17 protein-coding genes and 2 tRNA genes are annotated in these 20,453 nt (G+C 72.1%); 11 read left to right on the top strand and 8 right to left on the bottom strand.

The window, feature by feature from the left end:
* Positions 1-41: 41 nt before the first annotated feature.
* Both ACFWMZ_RS09770 and ACFWMZ_RS09765 read right to left on the bottom strand, forming a co-directional pair.
* Positions 42-773, bottom strand: a complete 732-nt coding sequence (locus ACFWMZ_RS09770; RefSeq protein ID WP_383178564.1) for a decarboxylase — start codon at positions 771-773, stop codon at positions 42-44.
* A 159-nt stretch (positions 774-932) separates the two neighbouring features.
* Positions 933-1,772 carry an aspartate/glutamate racemase family protein gene (locus tag ACFWMZ_RS09765; protein WP_383178561.1) on the bottom strand — a complete coding sequence of 280 codons (840 nt, stop codon included), beginning with the start codon at positions 1,770-1,772 and terminating at the stop codon, positions 933-935.
* Between the two features lie 256 nt (positions 1,773-2,028).
* Here ACFWMZ_RS09765 and ACFWMZ_RS09760 point away from each other — a divergent pair, with 256 nt between their 5' ends.
* Positions 2,029-3,033, top strand: a complete 1,005-nt coding sequence (locus ACFWMZ_RS09760) for a D-2-hydroxyacid dehydrogenase (protein ID WP_383200612.1) — start codon at positions 2,029-2,031, stop codon at positions 3,031-3,033.
* 146 nt (positions 3,034-3,179) lie between these two features.
* Complete coding sequence (locus ACFWMZ_RS09755) at positions 3,180-4,679, top strand: amidase (protein ID WP_383200609.1); 1,500 nt, start codon at positions 3,180-3,182, stop codon at positions 4,677-4,679.
* Between the two features lie 120 nt (positions 4,680-4,799).
* On the opposite strand, the gene ACFWMZ_RS09750 is transcribed toward ACFWMZ_RS09755, so the two are convergent.
* On the bottom strand, positions 4,800-5,303 hold the full coding sequence (locus ACFWMZ_RS09750) for a DUF3830 family protein (RefSeq protein ID WP_383178552.1): 504 nt from the start codon (positions 5,301-5,303) through the stop codon (positions 4,800-4,802).
* 96 nt (positions 5,304-5,399) lie between these two features.
* On the opposite strand from ACFWMZ_RS09750, the gene ehuB reads away from it, so the two are divergent.
* From ehuB to ACFWMZ_RS09725, 5 genes are all read left to right on the top strand, one after another.
* Positions 5,400-6,281, top strand: a complete 882-nt coding sequence (ehuB, locus tag ACFWMZ_RS09745; protein ID WP_383178549.1) for an ectoine/hydroxyectoine ABC transporter substrate-binding protein EhuB — start codon at positions 5,400-5,402, stop codon at positions 6,279-6,281.
* Complete coding sequence (ehuC, locus tag ACFWMZ_RS09740; protein WP_383178546.1) at positions 6,278-7,015, top strand: ectoine/hydroxyectoine ABC transporter permease subunit EhuC; 738 nt, start codon at positions 6,278-6,280, stop codon at positions 7,013-7,015. The genes ehuB and ehuC overlap by 4 nt, the downstream gene beginning before the upstream one ends.
* Positions 7,012-7,662 carry an ectoine/hydroxyectoine ABC transporter permease subunit EhuD gene (gene ehuD, locus ACFWMZ_RS09735; protein ID WP_383178543.1) on the top strand — a complete coding sequence of 217 codons (651 nt, stop codon included), beginning with the start codon at positions 7,012-7,014 and terminating at the stop codon, positions 7,660-7,662. Before ehuC ends, ehuD begins: the two co-directional genes overlap by 4 nt.
* A complete protein-coding gene (ehuA, locus tag ACFWMZ_RS09730; RefSeq protein ID WP_383178540.1) occupies positions 7,652-8,467 on the top strand; it encodes an ectoine/hydroxyectoine ABC transporter ATP-binding protein EhuA in 816 nt (271 codons plus the stop codon). Before ehuD ends, ehuA begins: the two co-directional genes overlap by 11 nt.
* A gap of 222 nt (positions 8,468-8,689) precedes the next feature.
* Complete coding sequence (locus ACFWMZ_RS09725; protein WP_383178537.1) at positions 8,690-9,430, top strand: IclR family transcriptional regulator C-terminal domain-containing protein; 741 nt, start codon at positions 8,690-8,692, stop codon at positions 9,428-9,430.
* A gap of 35 nt (positions 9,431-9,465) precedes the next feature.
* On the opposite strand, the gene ACFWMZ_RS09720 is transcribed toward ACFWMZ_RS09725, so the two are convergent.
* Complete coding sequence (locus ACFWMZ_RS09720; RefSeq protein ID WP_383178534.1) at positions 9,466-9,918, bottom strand: pyridoxamine 5'-phosphate oxidase family protein; 453 nt, start codon at positions 9,916-9,918, stop codon at positions 9,466-9,468.
* 196 nt (positions 9,919-10,114) lie between these two features.
* Between ACFWMZ_RS09720 and ACFWMZ_RS09715 the strand changes: the two genes are divergently transcribed.
* Positions 10,115-10,188 (top strand) — tRNA-Lys (locus ACFWMZ_RS09715).
* Positions 10,189-10,424: 236 nt separating this feature from the next.
* On the opposite strand, the gene ACFWMZ_RS09710 is transcribed toward ACFWMZ_RS09715, so the two are convergent.
* From ACFWMZ_RS09710 to ACFWMZ_RS09700, 3 genes are all read right to left on the bottom strand, one after another.
* On the bottom strand, positions 10,425-11,027 hold the full coding sequence (locus ACFWMZ_RS09710) for a lytic polysaccharide monooxygenase (protein ID WP_383178531.1): 603 nt from the start codon (positions 11,025-11,027) through the stop codon (positions 10,425-10,427).
* Between the two features lie 353 nt (positions 11,028-11,380).
* Positions 11,381-12,793, bottom strand: a complete 1,413-nt coding sequence (locus ACFWMZ_RS09705) for an SPFH domain-containing protein (protein WP_383200606.1) — start codon at positions 12,791-12,793, stop codon at positions 11,381-11,383.
* A gap of 11 nt (positions 12,794-12,804) precedes the next feature.
* Positions 12,805-14,118 carry a peptidoglycan-binding protein gene (locus tag ACFWMZ_RS09700; protein ID WP_383178525.1) on the bottom strand — a complete coding sequence of 438 codons (1,314 nt, stop codon included), beginning with the start codon at positions 14,116-14,118 and terminating at the stop codon, positions 12,805-12,807.
* A gap of 507 nt (positions 14,119-14,625) precedes the next feature.
* Between ACFWMZ_RS09700 and ACFWMZ_RS09695 the strand changes: the two genes are divergently transcribed.
* The 3 genes from ACFWMZ_RS09695 to ACFWMZ_RS09685 all read left to right on the top strand — a co-directional run bounded on the left by ACFWMZ_RS09695 (position 14,626) and on the right by ACFWMZ_RS09685 (position 19,147).
* Positions 14,626-14,699, top strand: a tRNA-Lys gene (locus ACFWMZ_RS09695).
* Positions 14,700-15,227: 528 nt separating this feature from the next.
* On the top strand, positions 15,228-17,207 hold the full coding sequence (locus ACFWMZ_RS09690) for a glycosyltransferase family 2 protein (protein WP_383178522.1): 1,980 nt from the start codon (positions 15,228-15,230) through the stop codon (positions 17,205-17,207).
* Positions 17,204-19,147, top strand: coding sequence for a galactose oxidase-like domain-containing protein (locus ACFWMZ_RS09685; RefSeq protein WP_383200603.1), 1,944 nt, complete (start codon positions 17,204-17,206; stop codon positions 19,145-19,147). The genes ACFWMZ_RS09690 and ACFWMZ_RS09685 overlap by 4 nt, the downstream gene beginning before the upstream one ends.
* Before the next feature lie 112 nt (positions 19,148-19,259).
* Here ACFWMZ_RS09685 and ACFWMZ_RS09680 read toward each other — a convergent pair whose 3' ends face one another.
* Positions 19,260-20,291: a glycoside hydrolase family 6 protein gene (locus ACFWMZ_RS09680; protein ID WP_383200600.1), complete on the bottom strand. Its 1,032-nt coding sequence runs from the start codon at positions 20,289-20,291 to the stop codon at positions 19,260-19,262.
* Positions 20,292-20,453: the final 162 nt, after the last annotated feature.

The following is a 20,453-nucleotide window of genomic DNA, read 5'->3' as shown; positions in this document are numbered from 1 at the left end:
CCCGCTCTCTCCTGCTCTCCCCGCCCTCCTTCTCCTCGCCCTCAGGAGACGACCTGGGGCTTCTGGAGGAAGAGGGTGCCGAGGGCGGGCTCGCGGACCCGGCGGCCGGCCAGGCGCAGCGCTTCCCAGACCGTGACCTGGTTGGCGGTGAGGACCGGCTTGCCGAGTTCCTTCTCCAGGGCCGGGATGTGGGCGGCGGTGTGCAGGGCGGTGTCGGGGAGGAGGACGGCCTCGGCGGCGGGGTGGTCGCCGGAGCGGGCCAGTTCGCGTACCTCGTCCCAGCCCCAGGTGCCGACCTCGGCGGCGGTGATGATGCCGCTCGCCTTCTCCTGGACCACCTCGGTCCCGGAGGCCTTGAGGAAGTCGGAGAAGCGGCCCGCGACGTCGTCGGGGTAGGTGGCGGCGACGGCCACCCGGGTGGCGCCGATCTCCTTCACGGCGTGGGCGAAGGCGAAGGAGGTGCTGGAGGCGGGGAGGCCGGCGGCCTCGGCGAGGGCGCGGACCTGTTCGTGGGCGCCCTCCCAGCCGTAGACGAAGCTGCCGCTGGTGCAGGCCCAGACGACCGCCTCGGCGCCGGAGAGGCGCAGCTCCTCGACGCCCGCGCCGAGCCGGGCCGGGGAGCCCATCTCCAGCAGGGCGTCGACGCGGTGCGCGTCCTCGCCGATGTCGGTGTGGATGACGTGCAGCCGGACGCTGCCGCCCATCAGGACCTCGATGCGCGGATAGTCGTCCTCGGCCGAGTGCCCCGGGTAGAGAAAGCCGAGCGCTGTCATGTGTGCCCTTTCGACGTTGGCGGCCAGGGGCCGGCGGAGACCCCCTGCTCCTCATTGGGACCGATTCCCGCACATCCGACCGCCATGTCCCGCGAGGCCCGCCCGGACGCGCCGCGATTTCCTGTGCGCACCCGGGCGGCGCTCCGGCCGAAGGCCCCGCTACAGCAGCGGGCTGTCCGGCAGGACGGGGTGTTCGCTGCCGCCCCTCCGGGGCGCGGCCGGACCCGGTGCCGTCGAGCCGAACTCGTCCGCGCCGGGGCGGGCGGCCGGGTTGAGCAGCGCCTGGTACGGGCCGACGGCCCCGATGCCGAGGTGGCGCAAGGCGGACCAGATGGTGACCTGGTTGGCGGAGAGCACCGGGATGCGCAGCTCCGCCTCCAGCTGGGGGATGACGTCGTAGGTGGGGAGGTTGGTGCAGCTGATGAAGAGGGCGTCGACCGGCTTGCGGCGGACGGCGCGGTGCGCCATCGCGGAGACGTCCCGGTAGGGGACCTGCCAGATGTGGTGGGTCAGGTTGAGGTTGGCGCGGGCGGTGACCTCGATGCCGCCCCGGGCCAGGTAGCGCTCCAGCGAACGGGTGACCGACCGCGTGTAGGGCGTGACCAGGGCGATCCGGCGGGCGTCGATCTCCGCGAGGGCTTCGAGCAGGGCGCCGGAGGTGGTGACGGCGGGGACGCCGCCGGCCTGGGTCATCGCCGCGCACATGGCGCGCTCGCCGACGTGGCCGCCGACGAAACTGCCCGAGGTGCAGGCGTAGGCGAGGACCTGGGGCTCGGCGGCGCTGAGGGCGCGGACCGCCTCGTGGAGCGTGGCGCGTTCGCTGACCAGCCGGGCGAGGTCGAGGCTGACCTCCACCGGGACGTAGGGCGTCCGGGTGAGATGGAGCGAGACCTCGTCGGGTACCCATCGCCAGAGTTCCCGGTCGAGTGCGAAATCGAAGGGTGCGACCACACCGACACCGTGCTGCGGGTGCGGTCCGCCCAGAAAGGAGACGTCCATGAGCAGGCCCCATTTTTTCGGTGGTGCTTGCGGAGGCCGGCAGAAGCCGGAGGGGGTGCGGAACACCGGCACGTGCGCCGGGACGTCGGGACAGTGCGTGAAGCACGGGATCGACCGGGAGTCCCCGTGACGCGGGGATTCCCCGTGGCGAAGGGCTTCTGTTGACGACGGTAGGTTCGGGTGCCAGCGTGGTCAATCCGCACGTCTCGGACAGCTTCGGACCGGTACCTACCACGGAAGCGGAATCACGTTGCCCATGGGTTTCCCGCACGTATCCGAAGAGGCATTTCTGCCTCCCCCGACGACCGGCCGGCCCGACGGCCCGACCCTTCTGGTGCTCGACGCGGACCCGCCGCCGCGGCTGGAATCCCTGGCCTCACGTGCACGGATCCTCCACGCGGACGCCTCCTCGCTGGCCTCGCTGCTCCCCGAGGCGGACGTCCTGCTCGTCTGGGACTTCCTCTCCGACGCGGTCCGCGAGGCCTGGCCCGGGCCGGGCGCCCGGCCCGGCTGGGTGCACACCGCCAGTGCCGGGGCCGACCGTCTGATCTGCCCGGAGCTGGTCGCCTCGGACACCGTGGTCACCAACGCGCGGGGCGTCTTCGACCAGCCCATCGCCGAGTACGTGGCCGCGCTGGTGCTGGCTTTCGCCAAGGATCTGCCCCGCACGCTGGAGCTGGGGGCGGCCCGCACATGGCACCACCGGGAGACGCGGCGGGTGGCTGGAACTCGCGCCTGCGTCGTCGGGTCGGGGCCGATCGGCCGGGCCATCTCCGGCGTGCTGACCGCGCTCGGGGTCCACGTCTCCGTGGTCGGCCGGGCGGCCCGGAACGGAATCCACGGCCCCGAGGAGATGGACACCCTGCTCGCCGCCTCGGACTGGGTGGTCTGCGCGGCCCCGCTCACCGACGAGACGCGCGGCCTCTTCGACGCGGGCCGGTTCGCCCGGATGAGGGAATCGGCGTACTTCGTGAACATCGGGCGGGGCGCGCACGTCGTGGAGGAGGAGCTGGCGCAGGCGCTCGCGGAGGGGCGGATCGCGGGAGCGGCGCTCGACGTCTTCGCCGAGGAACCGCTCCCCGCGGCCAGCCCGCTCTGGGGGGCGCCGGGGCTGGTGGTCTCCCCGCACATGAGCGGCGACACCATCGGCTGGCGCGACGAGCTGGGCGAGCAGTTCCTGGAGCTGTACGCCCTGTGGGAGGCGGGCCGGCCGTTGCGGAACGTGGTCGACAAGGAACGCGGGTATGTCCCGGGGCACTGACGGGGAGAGCTCCCGGAAAGGCCCGCCGCCCGCCGCGGCGGGCCGCCCCGTACGCGCCCGGCGTGCGGAAACCACCCCACCCGCTGTACGGAACTGATCGGCTGCACCCGGTCCCCGCGGACCGGCGAACCCCCAAGGAGGGGCGGATGACCGACCGCATCGCACCGACCGACACCGAGAGCCGCACCCCGTCACCGCCCCCGTCCCCCGCGGCCCCCGCGGCCCAGATCCCCGCGCCCGGAGCGGCGGCCCGCCCCGCCCCGCCCACCGCCACCGAGCTGCTCGCCGCCTACCGCGCGGGCACCCTCAGCCCCGTCGACGCCACCCGGGACGCGCTGGCCCGGATCGCGGCGACCGAGCCGTCCGTCAACGCCTTCGTCCGGGTGGACGAGGAGGCGGCGCTGGCCCTAGCCGAGGAGTCGGCGCGGCGCTGGGAGCGCGGGGAGCCGGCCGGGCTGCTGGACGGGGTGCCGGTGACGGTGAAGGACATCCTGCTCCAGCGCGGCGGACCGACGCTGAAGGGGTCGCGGACCACCCGGGCGGAGGGGCCGTGGGAGGAGGACGCGCCGTCGGTGGCGCGGCTGCGGGAGCACGGCGCGGTCTTCCTGGGGAAGACGACGACGCCGGAGTTCGGGTGGAAGGGCGTGACCGACTCCCCGCTGAGCGGCGCGACCCGCAACCCGTACGACCCGGCCCTGACCGCCGGCGGCTCCAGCGGCGGCAGCGCGGCGGCGGTGGCGCTCGGCGCGGGCCCGCTCTCGCTCGGTACGGACGGCGGCGGGTCGGTGCGCATCCCGGCCGCCTTCTGCGGGATCTTCGCGCTGAAGCCGACGTACGGGCGGGTGCCGCTCTACCCGGCGAGCGCCTTCGGAACGCTGGCGCACGTCGGGCCGATGACGCTCGACGCGGCGGACGCGGCGCTGATGATGGACGTGATCAGCGGCCCGGACGCGCGCGACTGGTCGCAGCTGGGCCCGGCGGCGGAGAGTTTCCGCGTCGGCCTGCACGAGGGGGTGCGCGGGCTGCGGGTCGCCTACTCCCCCACCTTCGGCGGGCAGGTCGCCGTCGACCCGGCGGTGGCGGCGGCGGTGCGGGCCGGGGTGGAGCGGCTGGCGGCGCTGGGCGCGTGGGTGAGCGAGGACGACCCGGACTTCACCGATCCGGTGGAGGCCTTCCACACCCTGTGGTTCAGCGGCGCCGCGCGGGTGGTGCAGCCGCTGGGGCCCGAGGCGCGGGCGCGGCTCGACCCGGGGCTGCGGGAGATCTGCGGGCAGGGGGCGCGGTACAGCGCGCTGGACTACCTGGCGGCGGTCGACGCGCGGATGGAGCTGGGCCGCCGGATGGGCCGCTTCCACGAGCGGTACGACCTGCTGGTGACGCCGACCCTGCCGGTCACGGCGTTCGACGCGGGGCTGGAGGCGCCGAAGGGCTCGGGCCACCGCCGGTGGACGGGGTGGACGCCGTTCACCTACCCGTTCAACCTCACCCAGCAGCCCGCCGCCTCCGTGCCGGTCGGCACCGACCGGCGCGGGCGGCCGGTCGGCCTCCAGATCGTCGGCCCGCGCCACGCCGACGCCCTGGTCCTCCGCGCGGCGCAGGCCCTGTACGCGGCGGGCGCCGCCGGGATCGCGCCCCCGGTGCTCTGAGCCGGGCGTACGCCCGCTGAGCCCGGCGTACGCCTTGAGCGCGGGCCTGCTCGGGCGGCGGCCCGTAACGCCCCTGGGCCGGAACGGGGCCCGGCTCCAGGGGCGCTCGCGGGGGCGTGCTCAGGCGCGGCGGAAGCTCAGGGACTCGCCGAGCGCCCCCGCGCGCCAGAGGTCGTTGCAGGCGGCGGCCATCTCGTCCAGGCCCTCGACGACCGTGCCCCAGACGATGCCGGGGATCCAGCCCATGTCGCCGTTGATGAGCAGGTTGTTCCGCTCGTAGAAGAGGGCCAGGTCGACCAGGGTGGCGCCGGCCTGCACATCGGCCTCGGTGGTGTCGTAGCCGTAGGCGCGGTTGCCGAGCTGGGTGCCGTTGAAGGTGAAGTAGCAGAGGTCCCCGGGGATGGGGGTGACCGTCGGGTTCTCCAGCGGCGGTTCCTGGGCGGCGAAGGGTTCGAAGAGGGCGTAGACCTCGTTGCGGGCGTACTTCGCGTGGTAGACGTCGCCGCTCAGGGGCAGCGCCTCCCACACCGCCGCGCAGGTGACCGGGGCCTTGTCGTCGAGGAGCCGTGCGGTGCACTGAACTCCCCGCTTGGGCAGGGAGATGTCGATGAAGCGTTCGGTCATGCACCCATGGTGCCCACTGGCCCCGCCAGGTATCTCCCGCGACATGGGCGCAAATTGATCCGCATACCTTGGCTAAGTTCGGGTAGCCGCGCGCCCATGGTTCCGAGTAGACGACGAGGCATACGACGAAGGTCGCTCCTCGCCGGCGCGGCCGTGCTGGGCACGGCCGGGGCGGTGGGTGCGACGGGCTGCTCACGGGTGCCGGAGGGCAGCACGCTGGAGCGGCTCCGCTCCGCCGGCATGGTGCGCCTGGGTATCGCGGGCGAGGTGCCCTTCGGGTACATCGACGAGAGCGGCGAGTTCACCGGGGAGGCCCCGGAACTCGCCAAAGTGATCTTCAAAAGGCTGGGAATAGCCAATGTCCAGCCGGTGGCGACCGAGTTCGGCTCGCTCATACCGGGGCTGGGCTCCCAGCAGTTCGACGTGGTGTCGGCCGGTATGTACATCAACAAGGAGCGGTGCGGCCAGGTCCTCTTCGCGGACCCGGAGTACCAGATGCTGGACGCCTTCATCGTCCGCAAGGGCAACCCCAAGAACCTCAAGAACTACAAGGACGTGGTCGACTCCAAGGCCAAGTTCGCCACCGGCGCCGGGTACGCCGAGATCGCGTACGCCATGGAGGCGGGGATCGCCGAGAAGGACATCGTGATCCTCCAGGACCAGGTCGCCGGCCTCAACGCCGTCGAGTCCGGCCGCGTCGACGTCTTCGCCGGGACCGCGCTGACCACCCGCACGGTGGTCGCCAAGAGCCGCACGGCCGAGGTCACCGAGCCCTTCGCACCGCTGGTCGGCGGCAAGGAGCGGATCGACGGCGGAGGCTTCGCCTTCCGCCTCAACGACGCCGAGCTGCGGGACGCGGTCAACAAGGAGCTGCACAAGATGAAGAAGAGCGGTGAGCTCCTCCGCATCCTGCGCCCCTTCGGGTTCACGAAGAACGAGATGACCACCATGACGGCGAAGGAGCTCTGCGCCGCATGACGACAGGTCTGTGGGAAAACTGGGTCCTGCCCGGTATCTGGGTCACCATCCAGCTGACGGTCTACAGCGCCGCCCTCGCCACCGTGGTGGCCTTCGGGATCGGCATGGCGCGCACGCACCGCTCGAAGCTCGTGCGGTTCCTCGCCGGCTTCTACACGGAGGTCTTCCGGGGCACGTCGGCGCTGGTGCTGATGTTCTGGCTGTTCTTCGTGGTGCCGCCGCTCTTCGGCTGGCAGTTCGTGCCCATGTGGGCCGCCGTGCTGGCCCTCGGTCTCTCCTACGGCGCGTACGGCGCCGAGGTGGTGCGGGGCGCGCTCAACTCGGTCACCCCGGCTCAGCGCGAGGCGGGGGTCGCGCTCAGCTTCACGCCCTGGCAGCGGATGCGCCTCATCCTGCTGCCGCAGGCCGTGCCCGAGATGATCCCGCCCTTCAACAACCTGCTGATCGAGCTGCTCAAGGGCACCGCCCTGGTGTCGCTGCTCGGCGTGGGTGACGTGTCCTTCGCCGCCTACCTGGTGCGGCTGGCCACCCAGGAGAGCGCGCAGATCTACACGATCTCGCTGCTCATCTACTTCGTCATCGCCTTCGTCCTGACCCGGGGCATGCGCGCCCTGGAGGCCAAGGCCAAGGCGGGCATCGGGCAGAAGCCGGAGAAGGGTCCCGGGCTCATCGCCAAGCTGGGCCTGCGGCAGGAGACCGAGCTGTCCAACAAGCCCGGGGGTGCCGGCATATGAACTGGGACTGGTCCGCTGTCGCCGACTTCATGCCGCGCTTCTGGGACGGGGTGCTCGTCACCCTCCAGGCCACGGTGATCGGCTCGCTCATCTCCTTCAGCCTCGGGCTCGTCTGGGCCATCGCCTTCCGGGCGCCGACGCGGTTCATCCGCTGGCCCGTCGCGATCGTCACCGAGTTCATCCGGAACACGCCGCTGCTGGTGCAGCTGTTCTTCCTCTTCTTCGTGCTGCCCGAGTGGGGCATCCAGTTCTCCGCCCTCACCACCGGCATCGTCGCCATCGGCCTGCACTACTCGACGTACACCGCTCAGGTCTACCGGGCGGGCATCGACGCCGTCCCGGTCGGCCAGTGGGAGGCGGCCACCGCGCTGAGCCTGCCCGCCCGCCGCACCTGGACCGCGGTGATCCTGCCGCAGGCGATCCGCCGCGTCATTCCGGCGCTCGGCAACTACGTCGTCTCGATGCTGAAGGACACGCCGCTGCTGGCCGGTATCGGTGTGCTGGAGATCCTCCAGCAGTCCCGCCTGGAGGGCGCCGCGACGTTCCAGTACACGGAACCGCTGACCGTCGTCGGTATCGCCTTCATCCTCATCGCCTACCCGGCGTCTCTTCTTCTGCGAGCCCTGGAGCGTCGTCTTGTCCGCTGACACCACCCCCAGCAACCAGGAAGCCAACCCCCCGGTGGACGGGAAGGAGCTGATCCGCTTCGACAAGGTCACCAAGCGGTTCGGCAGCAACACCGTCCTCGACGATCTGAGCTTCAGCGTCGACTCCGGAAAGCACGTCACGCTGATCGGCCCGTCAGGATCGGGCAAGACCACGATCCTCAGACTGCTCATGACCTTGCTCAAGCCCGAGGAGGGCACGATCAAGGTCAACGGCGACTACCTCACCCACGAGGAGCGGGGCGGCAAGCTCGTCCCGGCCGGGGAGAAGCACATCCGCGAGGTGCGCAAGAACATCGGCATGGTGTTCCAGCAGTTCAACCTCTTCCCCAACATGAAGGTGCTGCGGAACATCACCGAGGCGCCCGTCACCGTGCTCGGCCTCTCCAAGGACGAGGCGGAGGCCCGCGCCCGCGACCTGCTGGAGCTGGTCGGGCTCACCGAGCACCTCGACAAGTACCCCTCGCAGCTCTCCGGCGGCCAGCAGCAGCGCGTCGCGATCGCCCGCGCGCTGGCGATGCGGCCGCAGGTGCTGCTGCTGGACGAGGTCACCTCGGCGCTCGACCCCGAGCTCGTCGCGGGCGTCCTGGACGTGCTGCGCGACATCGCGCGCAGCACCGACATCACGATGCTCTGCGTCACCCACGAGATGAACTTCGCGCGGGACATCTCGGACCAGGTGATGATGTTCGACGAGGGCCACGTCATCGAGACGGGCACCGCCGAGAAGATCTTCGGCGACCCGGACAACGCCCGGACCCGCGAGTTCCTCAGCGCGGTCCTCTGACCCCTCCGCGCCCCCGCAGGGCCGGTACGCCGACACGGCGCACCGGCCCTGCGCCATGTGCGCCCCCGTGCCCGTACGGGTATGCCGCTGGCATGTGCCAGGGTGGCGCGTTCCTGACCAGCGGGGCGCCAATCGTCACAACACCCCGGCGCACGGCGGAGCTTGGCGGCTATCGTGGCGGCGAGCCCAGCAATCCGCGTCCGGTCCATGCAGGGGGAAACCGTGGCACTGACGTACGAGTCCGCCGCCCCGTACCGCTCCGTACGCAAGGCGCTGCGCATCCTGGAGACGGTCGCCCGCCACTCTTCGGGCGTCACCGAGCCGCGTATCACCGCCGAGACCCGCGTGCCGCGCGCCGAGGTGATCGCGCTCCTGCGGATGCTCCGTGCGGAGGAGTACGTACGGCTGCTGCCCGACGGCGGGTACGTCGCCGGGGCGTTCGGCGAGCCCTCGCGGGCGGTGGTGCGCGGGCGGCTCCAGCGGCGGCTGGAGAAGCTGCGGGACAGCATCGGGGCGGCGGTCTACGTCAGCCGGTACGTGGACGGGGAGATCCGCGTCACCGATGTCGCGGACGGGCCCGGGGCGCCGCGGGTCAACGAGTGGGTCGACTTCCGTTCGGCCGCGCACGCGAGTGCCGTCGGGAAGAGTCTGCTGAGCCAGCTCGATGTGAACGGGCGGCGGGATCATCTGGCCCGGCACCGGCCCGCGCGGCTCACCTCGCGGACGATCACCAGCGAGCGGGCGCTCTTCACGCGCCTCGAGGCGCACGTGCCGAGTGTGCCCGTGCTCGATCTCCAGGAGTACGCGGTGGGGACCGTCTGTGCGGCCGTCCCCATCACCGCCGGGTCCTCCGTCAACTGCCTCGCCCTCTCCCTCCCGGTCGAGCACGCCCACCGCCTCCACGACGCCGCTCTCGCGCTGAACCGCAACGCGGCCCCCGTCCTGCTCTCCCTGGCCCTCTGAACCCCCGCGGCCTCCAACGCCGGCCGGGGAGGGGATCAGGAGGACGGCTCGTGGGGGCCCCAGCCGAGGTCCGCGGAGAGCCAGTGTTCGGGGTGCATGGTGAGGGTGAGGAGCCCGGCGGGGTCGGTGTCGGTGACCCCACTCCCGGAGACGTAGTCGTCCACCCCCTCCGCATCGAGGTACCGGGACGCCTCGGTGACCATGTCGGCGACCGTGGTCGGGGCGGTGGAGACGAGGGGCCCGTCGACGCTCACGTAGAGATACGTGGGAGCCGTCCGCTGGACGAGCAGGCTGAAGCGCCCCGCCGCGGAGATGAGCCGCGCCTTGACCGAGTCGGCCCCCGTGATCACCCGGACCTCGCCCCCGGGCTCGTACCAGTACCAGATCGGCACCGTGAGCGGCCCCCGCCCCGCCCCCCGCTCGACGGCGAGCGACGCCACATGATTGCCGGCGAGGAACTCCTCGCGCTCTCGTTCACCGAGTGCCATGGACCAGGTCCTTTCGCCGCGCCGCCCGATGAGGCGCCTCCCAGGGTTGATGCCAGGCGGGAGGCGGCCTCTCGCGCCCCGGCGGCGCCTCTCCACCGATCGGACGCGCCCAGCGCGGTGCGCACCCGTGTGAGGCGGACCACGGCCACGTGGTCGGGAGCACCCCTCGGACCGGGTATTATTTTCTCGTCAGCAGGCGCCGCTAGCTCAGTTGGTTAGAGCAGCTGACTCTTAATCAGCGGGTCCGGGGTTCGAGTCCCTGGCGGCGCACAGACATGAAGGAAGCCCCTCGCGAAAGCGGGGGGCTTCCTTCATGTCCGCGCAGGTCAGAAGGGTGTGGCAGCGCACAGCGTGGCCCCGGAGAGGACCGTCTCCGGGGCCACACCCGATCCGCGGACCGGCCTGCTCACGGGGCGCGGCCGGGCGGCGGGGCCGGTGGCGGCGAGGTGCCGCGAAGGTGGGGGGTCACCGCGGGGGCGCGGCGGTGCCGACTGCGAGGCGTCGGATCAGAACTTGACGTCGGCGCAGGAGTAGAAGGCGTTACCGGTGTCGTGGACGTTCCAGACGCCCAGGATCACGTGCTTCCCGGACTTCTGGGTGGGGATGGTGCCCTGGTGGGACAGGGTGGCCGGGGGCTGCTGACCGCCGTAGGGCAGCGTCAGGAAGGGCTGCGGCTCCAGGGCGTCCCTGGTCAGCGGCTTGCTGGAGTCCCAGCCGTCCTTGGTGATGTAGTAGCGGAAGTCCGTGGTGGCGTGGCGGGCGGTGATCTGCCACTGGAAGGTGTAGCCCTGGCCGCCGGAGAGCTGGGTGGTGGGCCAGTCGGCCCCGCCCGGCGTCTTGGCGGCGTCGAGCTGCTTGAAGCCGGTGTTGCCGGCGGAGCAGATCGCGCCGTCGGCGGGACCGGCCGCCGGGAAGCCCTTCGGGCCCTCGACGCTCTGCGGCTCCCACTGGATCGCGCCGCAGTTGCCGACGGTGCCGTTGGCACACAGCTTCTGGCGGCTGAGGGGCTGGTCGGTGTAGCCGTGGCTGCTGGCGCCGCCGGTGGAGAAGGCGAGCGCGCCGAGCGTGGCAGCGCCGACGACAGCCGCGTATGTCTTCTTGTTTCGCATGGTGCCGCTCCCTGGGGGACGTGGGGGAACTCCGGTGAGGCGTGCGCACTGCGGTCTAGACCAACGCCGAGATTAGAGCGGCCGCATCACCATGTCCATACCAATCGCGGAACTGGGACAGCGGCACCCCTGACGTGGTATTACCTTCCGGCCACCGCCCCTCCCACCAGTGGTCTCTACCGCCCAGCCTCACCGGCCTCAGAAGTACTCGCAGGTCAACCGGGGTTTCTCAGAGGCCGCCCGACGACCCGTCAGCGCAGTGGTACAGGGGCCGGTATCGGGCGCTTTCGCCCGATCCGGCCCCTTGACGCGAACCGCACGCCAACTTCTCCCGCGACGGCGGCCGGGCGGCCTCACTCCGCGTCGGCCCGCCCGGTGCAGAACGCCACAGTCAGGTCGCGCACCAGCGCCTTGTGCTCGTACGCGTCCAGCTCGACCAGGCCGCGCGCGGTCAGCCGCCGCACCGTCTCCTCCACGGCGTCGATCGCCTCGGCGAGGACGGCGTCCCGGTGGAGCGCGTCGAGCGCGGCCAGGCGGCGGCGCCCCATCGCGGCCGCCACCTCGGGCGCGTACGCGATCCGCACCGGCTGCACCGCGAACACCTCCAGCCCCGCCACCGCCGCCGCCCCCGCCACCAGCCCGGTCAGCTCCTCGGCCACCGCCTCGGTGTGCCGCAGGGTGGGCACGCCCGGGCGGAAGGCGTCCACCGGCCGCCGCGACACCACCCGGGCGAGCGCCACCTCCGCGCACTCGCCGAGGTAGCGGGGCACGTCGTCCACGGCGTGCGCGGCCCGCGCGGTGTCGGTCACCCGCCACACCACGTGCAGGACGACCCGGACCGCCACCCCGTCGGCGTCCACGGCGGGCAGCGGCTCACTGCGCCAGTGCCGCAGCCGTACGTCGATCCGCCGGCGGGCGAACAGCGGATTCAGCCAGACCAGGCCGGTCCGGCGCACCGTTCCCCGGTACCGGCCGTACCTCTCCTGCACCCAGACCCACCCCGTCCTGCCCCGGGCCAGCCCGCCGAGGGAGACCGCCGCCACGGCCCCGGCACCGGCGGCCAGCGCCCAGGCCACCGCCCCACCCGGCTCACCCCCGGCCGGGGGCAGTGCCGCCACCGCCGGGAGCAGCCCGCCCCACCACAGCGCGGCCCCGCAGCCGGCGGTCCCGCCCGCCGCGGCGGCCACCGCGACCGCGCCGGGCAGCGAGGGCGCGACCTGTTCGGCGGGGACGGACTCGTCCAGGGCGGGCGGGCAGAGCAGCGGCCGGCGGTGGCCCTCGTCCCGCGGCCGCTCGCCCGTGCCCGGGCGGCGGCCGACCACGGTGGCGAGGCCCGCGTCGAGACCGGGCCGGAGCGCGAACGGGTCCGGGGGCTGCCCGGCCGCCGCGCCCGGCCCCGCCGCCCCCTCCGGCTCCTCGCGGAAGAGCAGGTGGACCGGGATCTCCATGGTGTCCGCGTTCCGGATGAGGCGGACGGCGCGCTGCGGGGGCGGATCCTCAGGCGGGGCGGTCGACGGGAGGCCGGTGGCGGAGGTGGCCCCGGTTGCCGGTCCCGTTTCCGGTCCGGGCTCGGGCGCCGGCGCCCCGGCGGGGGGCTCCGGCCCGGGCTCGGGGGGCGGCAGGCGCTCCGCCGGTGCCGGGCCAGGAGCGGCCGGCCCCGGAGCCGTCCCGTTGGCCGGGTCGGCCGGATCGGGGAGCCCGGTGCGCGCGACCGGTTCCGCGAGGCCGCCGCGCTCGCGGCCGGTACCGCTGCTGGTGGTGCCCATCCGTGCCTCCGTCAAGAGAAGAGTCGCCGCCACGTCTCGCGGCCCGGGTATCCGTCGGCGTCCTTGCCGCGCCAGCCCTGCGCCCGCTGGAAGTCGGCGACGTTGCGCCGGTCGGCCTCGCTCCAACGCGGTCCCGGCCCCTGCCGGTAGTGGCGGCCGAACCCCGCGTGGACCAGTCGCCGTCCGAGCCGCTCGATCGCGGGATGGCTCTGGCCCGGCCGGAACACCGCCGTCCCCGGATAGGCCGGCACGGCACCGGGCTCCCCCGGCTCCGGCGGGGTGGCCGCCTTCTTCGCCGCCGGAATCTCCTTGCCCTTCCCCCCGACCAGGTACGACCAGGTCACCGGCCCGGGCAGCCCGTCAGCGTCCTTCCCGCTCCACCCCTGCGCGCGCTGGAACGCCTCGGTCGCCTTCCGGTCGGCCTCGGACCAGCGCGGCCCGGGCCCCTCCTGGTAGAACCGGCCGCCGCCGCGGGCCACCAGCATCTGGCCGAGCCGGGTCACGTAGGCGTTGTCCGCGCCGGATCCGAACTTCGCGACGCCCGGGTACGAGCGGTCCGACCCGGTCGGTGCGCCGCCGTCGGAGAGACCCAGGTAGCGGTACGGAAGAAATTGCGAGGCGTTGGTCCAGTAGGTGTACGGGGTCGCCTGTTTGCGGGTGGCGGGGCGGGTCTGCTCATACGCCGTGTACTGGGTGCGGGAGCTGTCGGTCCAGCCGCCGAAAAGGGTGACGTGCGAGCCCTTTTCCGGGTTCTTCGCGTTGTGGAAGAGGAGAATGTCGCCGGGTTTCAGCTCGTCCTTGGTGATGCGTTCGGCGACGCTCCCGAGGCTTCCCGTCCATTCGCTGCGACCCAGATTCCAGGCCATCGAGACGAATCCCGAGCAGTCCTGCCGGTAGCCGTCGGACCAGTACGCGTCCATGGCGTACGGGACCTTCGCACGGGCCCATTTCTCCGCCCGCTCGATGATCTCGTCGCGGGTGGTCGCCCTGATCGCGATCGGGCCCCCGAGCGACGGCGCGGGCTCCCCCGACGGGCCGTACAGCGGGGCCGCCGCACCCTGCGGGCTGCCCAGCGCCGCCTCCGTGAGCTGCGGCGGCGCCCCCTGCGGCGGGGTCGGCTCGTCGGCGAGGGCGGGGGCCAGGTGCCCGCAGGCGACGGTGGCCGCGGCGGTCGCCAGCACCAGGGCTCGGCGCGCCCCGCGCTTTCCGTACCGCCCTTCCTGACGTGCCGCCAGGAACGCCTCGCCGTGGCGCCGGAGCCGGACACATCCGGCACAGCCGCAATCGGCCGCGGGGCGGAATTCCTCGAATACCGGAGCCTGCATGCGATTCCCCTCGCGAACCGTGGTGAATTCGACGCGCATCTGCACAGGCGTCAGTTTCTCAACTGCGGAGCGGGGGCGCATGTTGACGCCATGAAGGGTCAGCGGGCCGGCGCCCCGCAGAATGGGGGCACCTGGCGGGGCGGGCCGCCTGACGAGAATGCGGGGACTCTTGGCTGGACTCCCACCTGCCGGGAATGGGGCACGCTTGGCGGGGCCGCCGCCTGGGGAAATGGGGCGCGCTCGGCGGGGCCGTCCACCTGCCGGGGCTGGGGCACTCATGGCAGGACGGGCCGCCTGCCGGAAACGAGGGGCCCTGCGGGCCGGCGCGCCGGGCAGGGCCGCCGTCCGCCGGGGCGGGAGGCGCGCCGCGCGCACGGCTGCGCCCAGGGCGGGGCGACCCTGGAATCTCCGCCCACCCATCCCGTGTGACCCGGGCCACTCCACAGCCTCCTCGCGCGCGTGCGCGCACCACCCCTCGACATCGGGTAAAGTTCTGCAGGTCAGCGCGCGCCGCTAGCTCAGTTGGTTAGAGCAGCTGACTCTTAATCAGCGGGTCCGGGGTTCGAGTCCCTGGCGGCGCACAGACACGGAGAGGCCCCTCGCGAAAGCGGGGGGCCTCTTCCGCTGCCCCTGCCCTCAAGCGCCCCCCTATAGCCCGTCCGGCGTTTGAGGACACATTTCCAGCCCGTCCGGCACCTGAGGGCAGCCCCGCCGCACGGGCGCCCCACCGCCAGAGGCGCGACCCCCGGCGAACGCGCCCCCAGCCCACCCTGGCAAGCCCCCCGCCGGGGCACCCCCTTGCGATCATGCGGCCACGCATAGAACCCTGACGTGGAGCCGCGGGCTCGGACGAGACGGGCGTCACGGGACACAGGGGGACCGGACGGCCGCGCGGGGGGAGACGGGGAGGGGGCCCCGTTCGAAAACGGACGCCGGGCCGGGCATCATGCAACCGGAAGGCCGCCCGCCGTGTCTGAGGTGAGGGACGCCGCGCCGCACACGGAAGAGCGCGCCTCCCACTGACGCGTCCGCGAGGTCCAGGGGAGACCCTCGCCGGGCGAAAGAACCAACGACCACGCGGGCCTGCCCGCGTGCGGGGGGAATGACACATGACGTCGAGCCCGACGGGTGGGCGGAGCGAATCCGACCCGTCCCAGACCACCCAGTTGCGGGCGGTGTCGCACCGGACGGGCGGAGCGCGGCGCATCAAGAAGACGCTGCCGCGCTACGACTACGAGCACTACAGCAGACTCGCCGGCCCCCTCACGCAGCCGGATCCGGCCAAGCCGTACAAGGTCCGCTACCGCTCGCTCCTCTCGCAGGAGCCGCACCGCATCCGCGCGGCCGCCCTGCTCTGCGCGGCCCCGCTGCTCTCGCTCACCCTCTTCGTCTGGCTGATGCAGCCCGAGCACTGGACCGAGCGGGACTACCCGGCGTACGCCTTCCTGCCCGCGCTGGACACGGTCATGCTCGTCTCGATCGGACTGATCGAGTTCTTCCGCTGCATGAACGTCATTTCGAACGCGCACGCCACGCTCGTCGCCAGGGACCCGATACCCGTGGTGCCCGAGACGGGCACCAAGGTCGCCTTCCTCACCTCGTTCGTGCCCGGCAAGGAGCCGATCGAGATGGTGACGAAGACCCTGGAGGCGGCGGTCAAACTCCGCCACCGGGGACTGCTCCACATCTGGCTGCTCGACGAGGGCAACGACCCCGAGGTCCGCGAGGTCTGCGAGCGCCTCGGCGTGCACCACTTCTCCCGCAAGGGCGTGGCCCGCTGGAACCAGGCGAAGGGCCCGCACCGCGCCAAGACCAAGCACGGCAACTACAACGCCTGGCTCGACGCGCACGGCGACGAGTACGACTTCTTCGCCTCCGTCGACACCGACCACGTGCCGCTCCCCAACTACCTGGAGCGGATGCTCGGCTTCTTCCGCGACCCGGACGTCGGCTTCGTCATCGGCCCGCAGGTCTACGGCAACTACGACACCTTCGTCACCAAGGCCGCCGAGTCGCAGCAGTTCCTCTTCCACGCGCTGATCCAGCGCGCGGGCAACCGCTACGGCGCCCCGATGTTCGTCGGCACCTCCAACGCGGTCCGCATCAAGGCGCTGAAGCAGATCGGCGGCCTGTACGACTCGATCACCGAGGACATGGCGACCGGGTTCGAGATGCACCGCGCCAAGAACCCGGCCACCGGCAAGAAGTGGCGCTCCGTCTACACACCGGACGTGCTCGCCGTCGGCGAGGGCCCGACCGCCTGGACCGACTTCTTCACCCAGCAGCTGCGCTGGTCGCGCGGGACCTACGAGACGATCCTCAAGCAGTACTGGAAGGGCTTCTACTCGCTGCCGCCGACGAAGCTCTTCAACTACACGATGATGATCATCTTCTACCCGATGTCGGCGCTGAACTGGATCCTGGCCGCGCTCTCCTGCGCGCTCTTCCTCGGCCTCGGCGCCTCCGGCGTCAACATCGACCCGACGATCTGGCTGATGCTCTACGGCAACGCCTCGGCGCTCCAGATCGGCCTGTACATCTGGAACCGCCGCCACAACGTCTCCCCGCACGAGCCCGAGGGCTCCGGCGGTGTGGCGGGCATGGCGATGTCGGCGATGTCGGCGCCGCTGTACGCGCGCTCGCTGATGGACTCGGTGCTGCGCCGCAAGAGCAAGTTCGTGGTGACGCCGAAGGGCGACTCGTCCAGCCCGGACACGCTCTTCGGGACCTTCCGGATCCACCTCTTCTTCATCTTCGTCTTCGGCGCCTCGGTCGTGGTGTCGTTCTTCTTCGGCAACAACCACCCCGCCATGATCGTCTGGGCCACGCTGGCGCTGATGATCACGGCCGCGCCGATCGCCGTCTGGCGCCTGTCGATGCGGCAGGAGCGCCGGAGCAAGGCGGCGCACGCGGCGGGCCGCCCCCAGCCCGCCGCCCCCGAGCCGGACGCCGGGCCACCCCCGCCGGGCGAGGCCGCGGCGCCGCCCGGGCCGCGCGACGGCCAGGTGCCGGAGCACGGCCAGGCCGGGCCGAGCTGGGCCGCGAACGACCAGACGATGCAGATCGCCCTCGGGGGACGTAAGAAATGAACGACCGCTCCACCAGCCGCCGCCGGGCCCGCCGTCTCGCGATCGGCGGGGCCGTGGTCCTCGCCCTGGCGGGCATGAACGGGCCCGCGCTGTACCGTTTCGGCTCCGCCCAGTACCACGAGTACAAGATCAACCGGCCGGAGTACAAGGCGGAGAACGGGCACTGGGAGTTCGTCGACATCCCGGCGAAGTACCGGCTCAACACCATCCACGCGGCGCTGCTGCGGACCGGGAAGGTGCTGCTGGTCGCCGGGTCCGGCAACAACCAGGCCAACTTCGACGCGAAGAAGTTCGACACCGTCCTGTGGGACCCGGTCGAGAACACCTTCAAGAACATCCACACCCCCAACGACCTCTTCTGCACCGGCCACACCCAGCTCGGCGACGGCAAGTTGCTGGTGGCGGGCGGCACCAAGCGGTACGAGAAGCTGAAGGGCGACGTCACCAAGGCCGGCGGCCTGATGGTGGTGCACAACGAGGACCCGGACGCGCCGAAGACCATCAAGGCCGGGACCAAGTTCACCGGCAAGGAGAACGGCAAGACCTTCGTCGCCAAGGACAACATCACCGTCGAGCGCGCCGAGAAGGTCTTCGACAAGCAGACCGGCGCCTTCCTGCGGACCGAGGCGGGCCTCGGCCGGGTCTACGTCGAGGCGGAGCGCAGCGGCCGCAAGCACGAGACCGGCACCGAGGACAACTACCGCATCCATGGCCTCAAGGGCTCCGACACCCGCAACCTCTACGGCATCGCGCAGAAGCTCGCCCTGGACAAGAAGGACTTCCAGGGGATCAAGGACACCTACGAGTTCGACCCGGTCGCGGAGAAGTACATACCCGTCGACCCGATGAACGAGGCCCGCTGGTACCCCACCCTCACCACGCTCTCCGACGGCAAGGTCCTCAGCCTCTCCGGTCTGGACGAGATAGGCCAGCTCGTCCCCGGCAAGAACGAGGTGTACGACCCCGAGACCAAGAAGTGGACGTACGCCCAGGGCATCCGGCAGCTGCCGACCTACCCGGCGGTCTTCCTGCTCCCCGACGGCAAGCTCTTCTACTCCGGTTCCAACGCGGGGTACGGCCCGGCGGACGTCGGCCGCGACCCGGGCATCTGGAACTTCGAGACCAACAAGTTCCGCAAGGTGCCGGGGCTGAGCGACCCCAAGCTGATGGAGACCTCCGCGACGGTGCTGCTGCCGCCCGCGCAGGACGAGAAGTTCATGGTGGTCGGCGGCGGCGGCGTCGGTGAGTCCGAGCGGTCCAGCAAGAAGACCCGGATCATCGACCTGAAGGACGACGCGCCGCGCTTCACCGACGGCCCGTCCCTCGGCAAGGGCACCCGCTATCCGCAGACCTCGGTCCTCCCGGACGACAGCGTGCTGATCACCGGCGGCTCCGAGGACTACCGGGGGCGCGGCGACTCCGACATCCTGGAGGCGCGGCTGTACGACGCCAAGGCCAACACCCTGCGCCAAGTGGCCGACCCGGCGGTGGGCCGCAACTACCACTCGGGGTCGATCCTGCTCCCCGACGGCCGCGTCGTCGTCTTCGGCTCCGACCCGCTCTACGCGGACGAGGGCAACACCAAGCCGGGCACCTTCGACCAGCGCATCGAGATCTACACGCCGCCCTACCTCTACAAGGACGCCCGGCCGACGCTGAGCGGCGGCCCGAAGAAGATGGCCCGCGGCGAGAGCGCCGTCTTCGACTCGCTGCACGCCGGCTCCATCAAGGAGGCCCGGCTGATCCGGCCGAGCGCCTCCACCCACGTCACCGACGTCGACCAGCGCTCCATCGCGCTGGACATGGAGAAGACCGACGACGGCATCGAGGTGACGATCCCGGAGAACCGCAACCTGGTCCAGGACGGCTGGTACATGCTCTTCGCCGTGGACGACGCGGGGACCCCGTCGAAGGCGGTGTGGGTGCACATCGACAGCTGACGCCCCGTCGGCGCCGGGCGCACAGGAAGGGCGCCTCCACCCTGGCGGTGGAGGCGCCCTTCGCGCAGGTCCCGCGGAAGCCGGCGCTACGTCACGGCGCCGAGGCCGCCCGCTACTTCGCGGCCTTCGCCAGCCCCAGCGCGTACTCGGGCCACCACTCCCCCGCCTTCGGGCCGCCCTTGCACTCGCCGTCGGACTCGCCGGGGCGCTTGATCCACAGGTAGGCGTCGACCAGGTCGTCGCCGGTCCTGGTGGTGGGGACCTCGCCGAGGGCGCGGCCGGGCGGGTTGCACCAGCGTTCGGCCGGGTCGCCGCCGGTGAAGGGACCGTTGCCGTTGCGGCTGGTGTCGACGACGAAGGGCTTGCCGCCGACCTTGGCGGAGAGCTCCTTGCCGTAGGCGACGGAGTCCTCGGTGGAGTAGAAGTTGGAGACGTTGACCGCGAAGCCGTCGGCCTCGGCGACGCCCGCCCAGGTCAGCGGCTCGAAGATCTGGTCGGGCTTGCCCCAGCCTGCGTTGCCCGCGTCGAGGTAGACCTTGGTGCCGGACAGACCCTTCAGAGTCTTGATCGCGCCCTTCAGCAGGTCGTACCGCTCCTCGTGGAACTGCTCGGGCGTGCAGCCGTCGACCAGGTGGAGGACGGCGTCCGGTTCCAGGATGACGGTGGCCGGGCGGTCGCCGATGCCCTTGGCGACGGAGTCGACGAAGGCGCGGTAGGCGTCGCCGTCGGCGGCGCCGCCGCCCGAGTAGTTGCCGCAGTCGCGGTGCGGGATGTTGTAGAGGACCAGCAGCGCTTCCCGGTCGGCCTGCTGCGCCGCCTCGGTGAAGCCGCGCGCCTCCTCCTCGGGCTTCTCGGTGCCGAGCCAGTCGGCCACCGGCTGCTCCGCGATCCGGCGGACCAGCGCGGCCTCGTCCTTCTTGCCCTCGTCCTCGTAGGCGGCGACCTGGCGGGCCGCGTTGCCGTCCGGGTTGACCCAGTACGGGTCCTCGGCCTTGGGCTGCTGGCTCACGCCCGGCCTGGCGCTCGCGCCCGGCTCCTCGCCGGAACCGGAACAGCCGGACAGCAGCAGCGCCGCCCCCACGACCGCCGCCCCCACCCCCCGGCGCCGGAAACCTCGGCCGTGGCCGGTGTCTTTGCCGTACATCCACTCCCCCTCGGGTGCACCGTCGTGCGGCAATCCTGACATAGCCGGGCGGTCCGTCCGAGGCCGCTCCCGCTTCGTCGGACAGCCGTTACGCCCGATGCCCGACGCGTCGGCCCGCCGCCGCCCGCACCGGTGGCCGCCTCCCGTCGAAGGGGAGGCGGC

Origin of the sequence: Streptomyces sp. NPDC058373 (assembly GCF_042723275.1) — a bacterium.
Taxonomy (GTDB): Bacteria; Actinomycetota; Actinomycetes; order Streptomycetales; family Streptomycetaceae; genus Streptomyces.
This window is presented reverse-complemented; position numbering and strand designations above follow the sequence as displayed.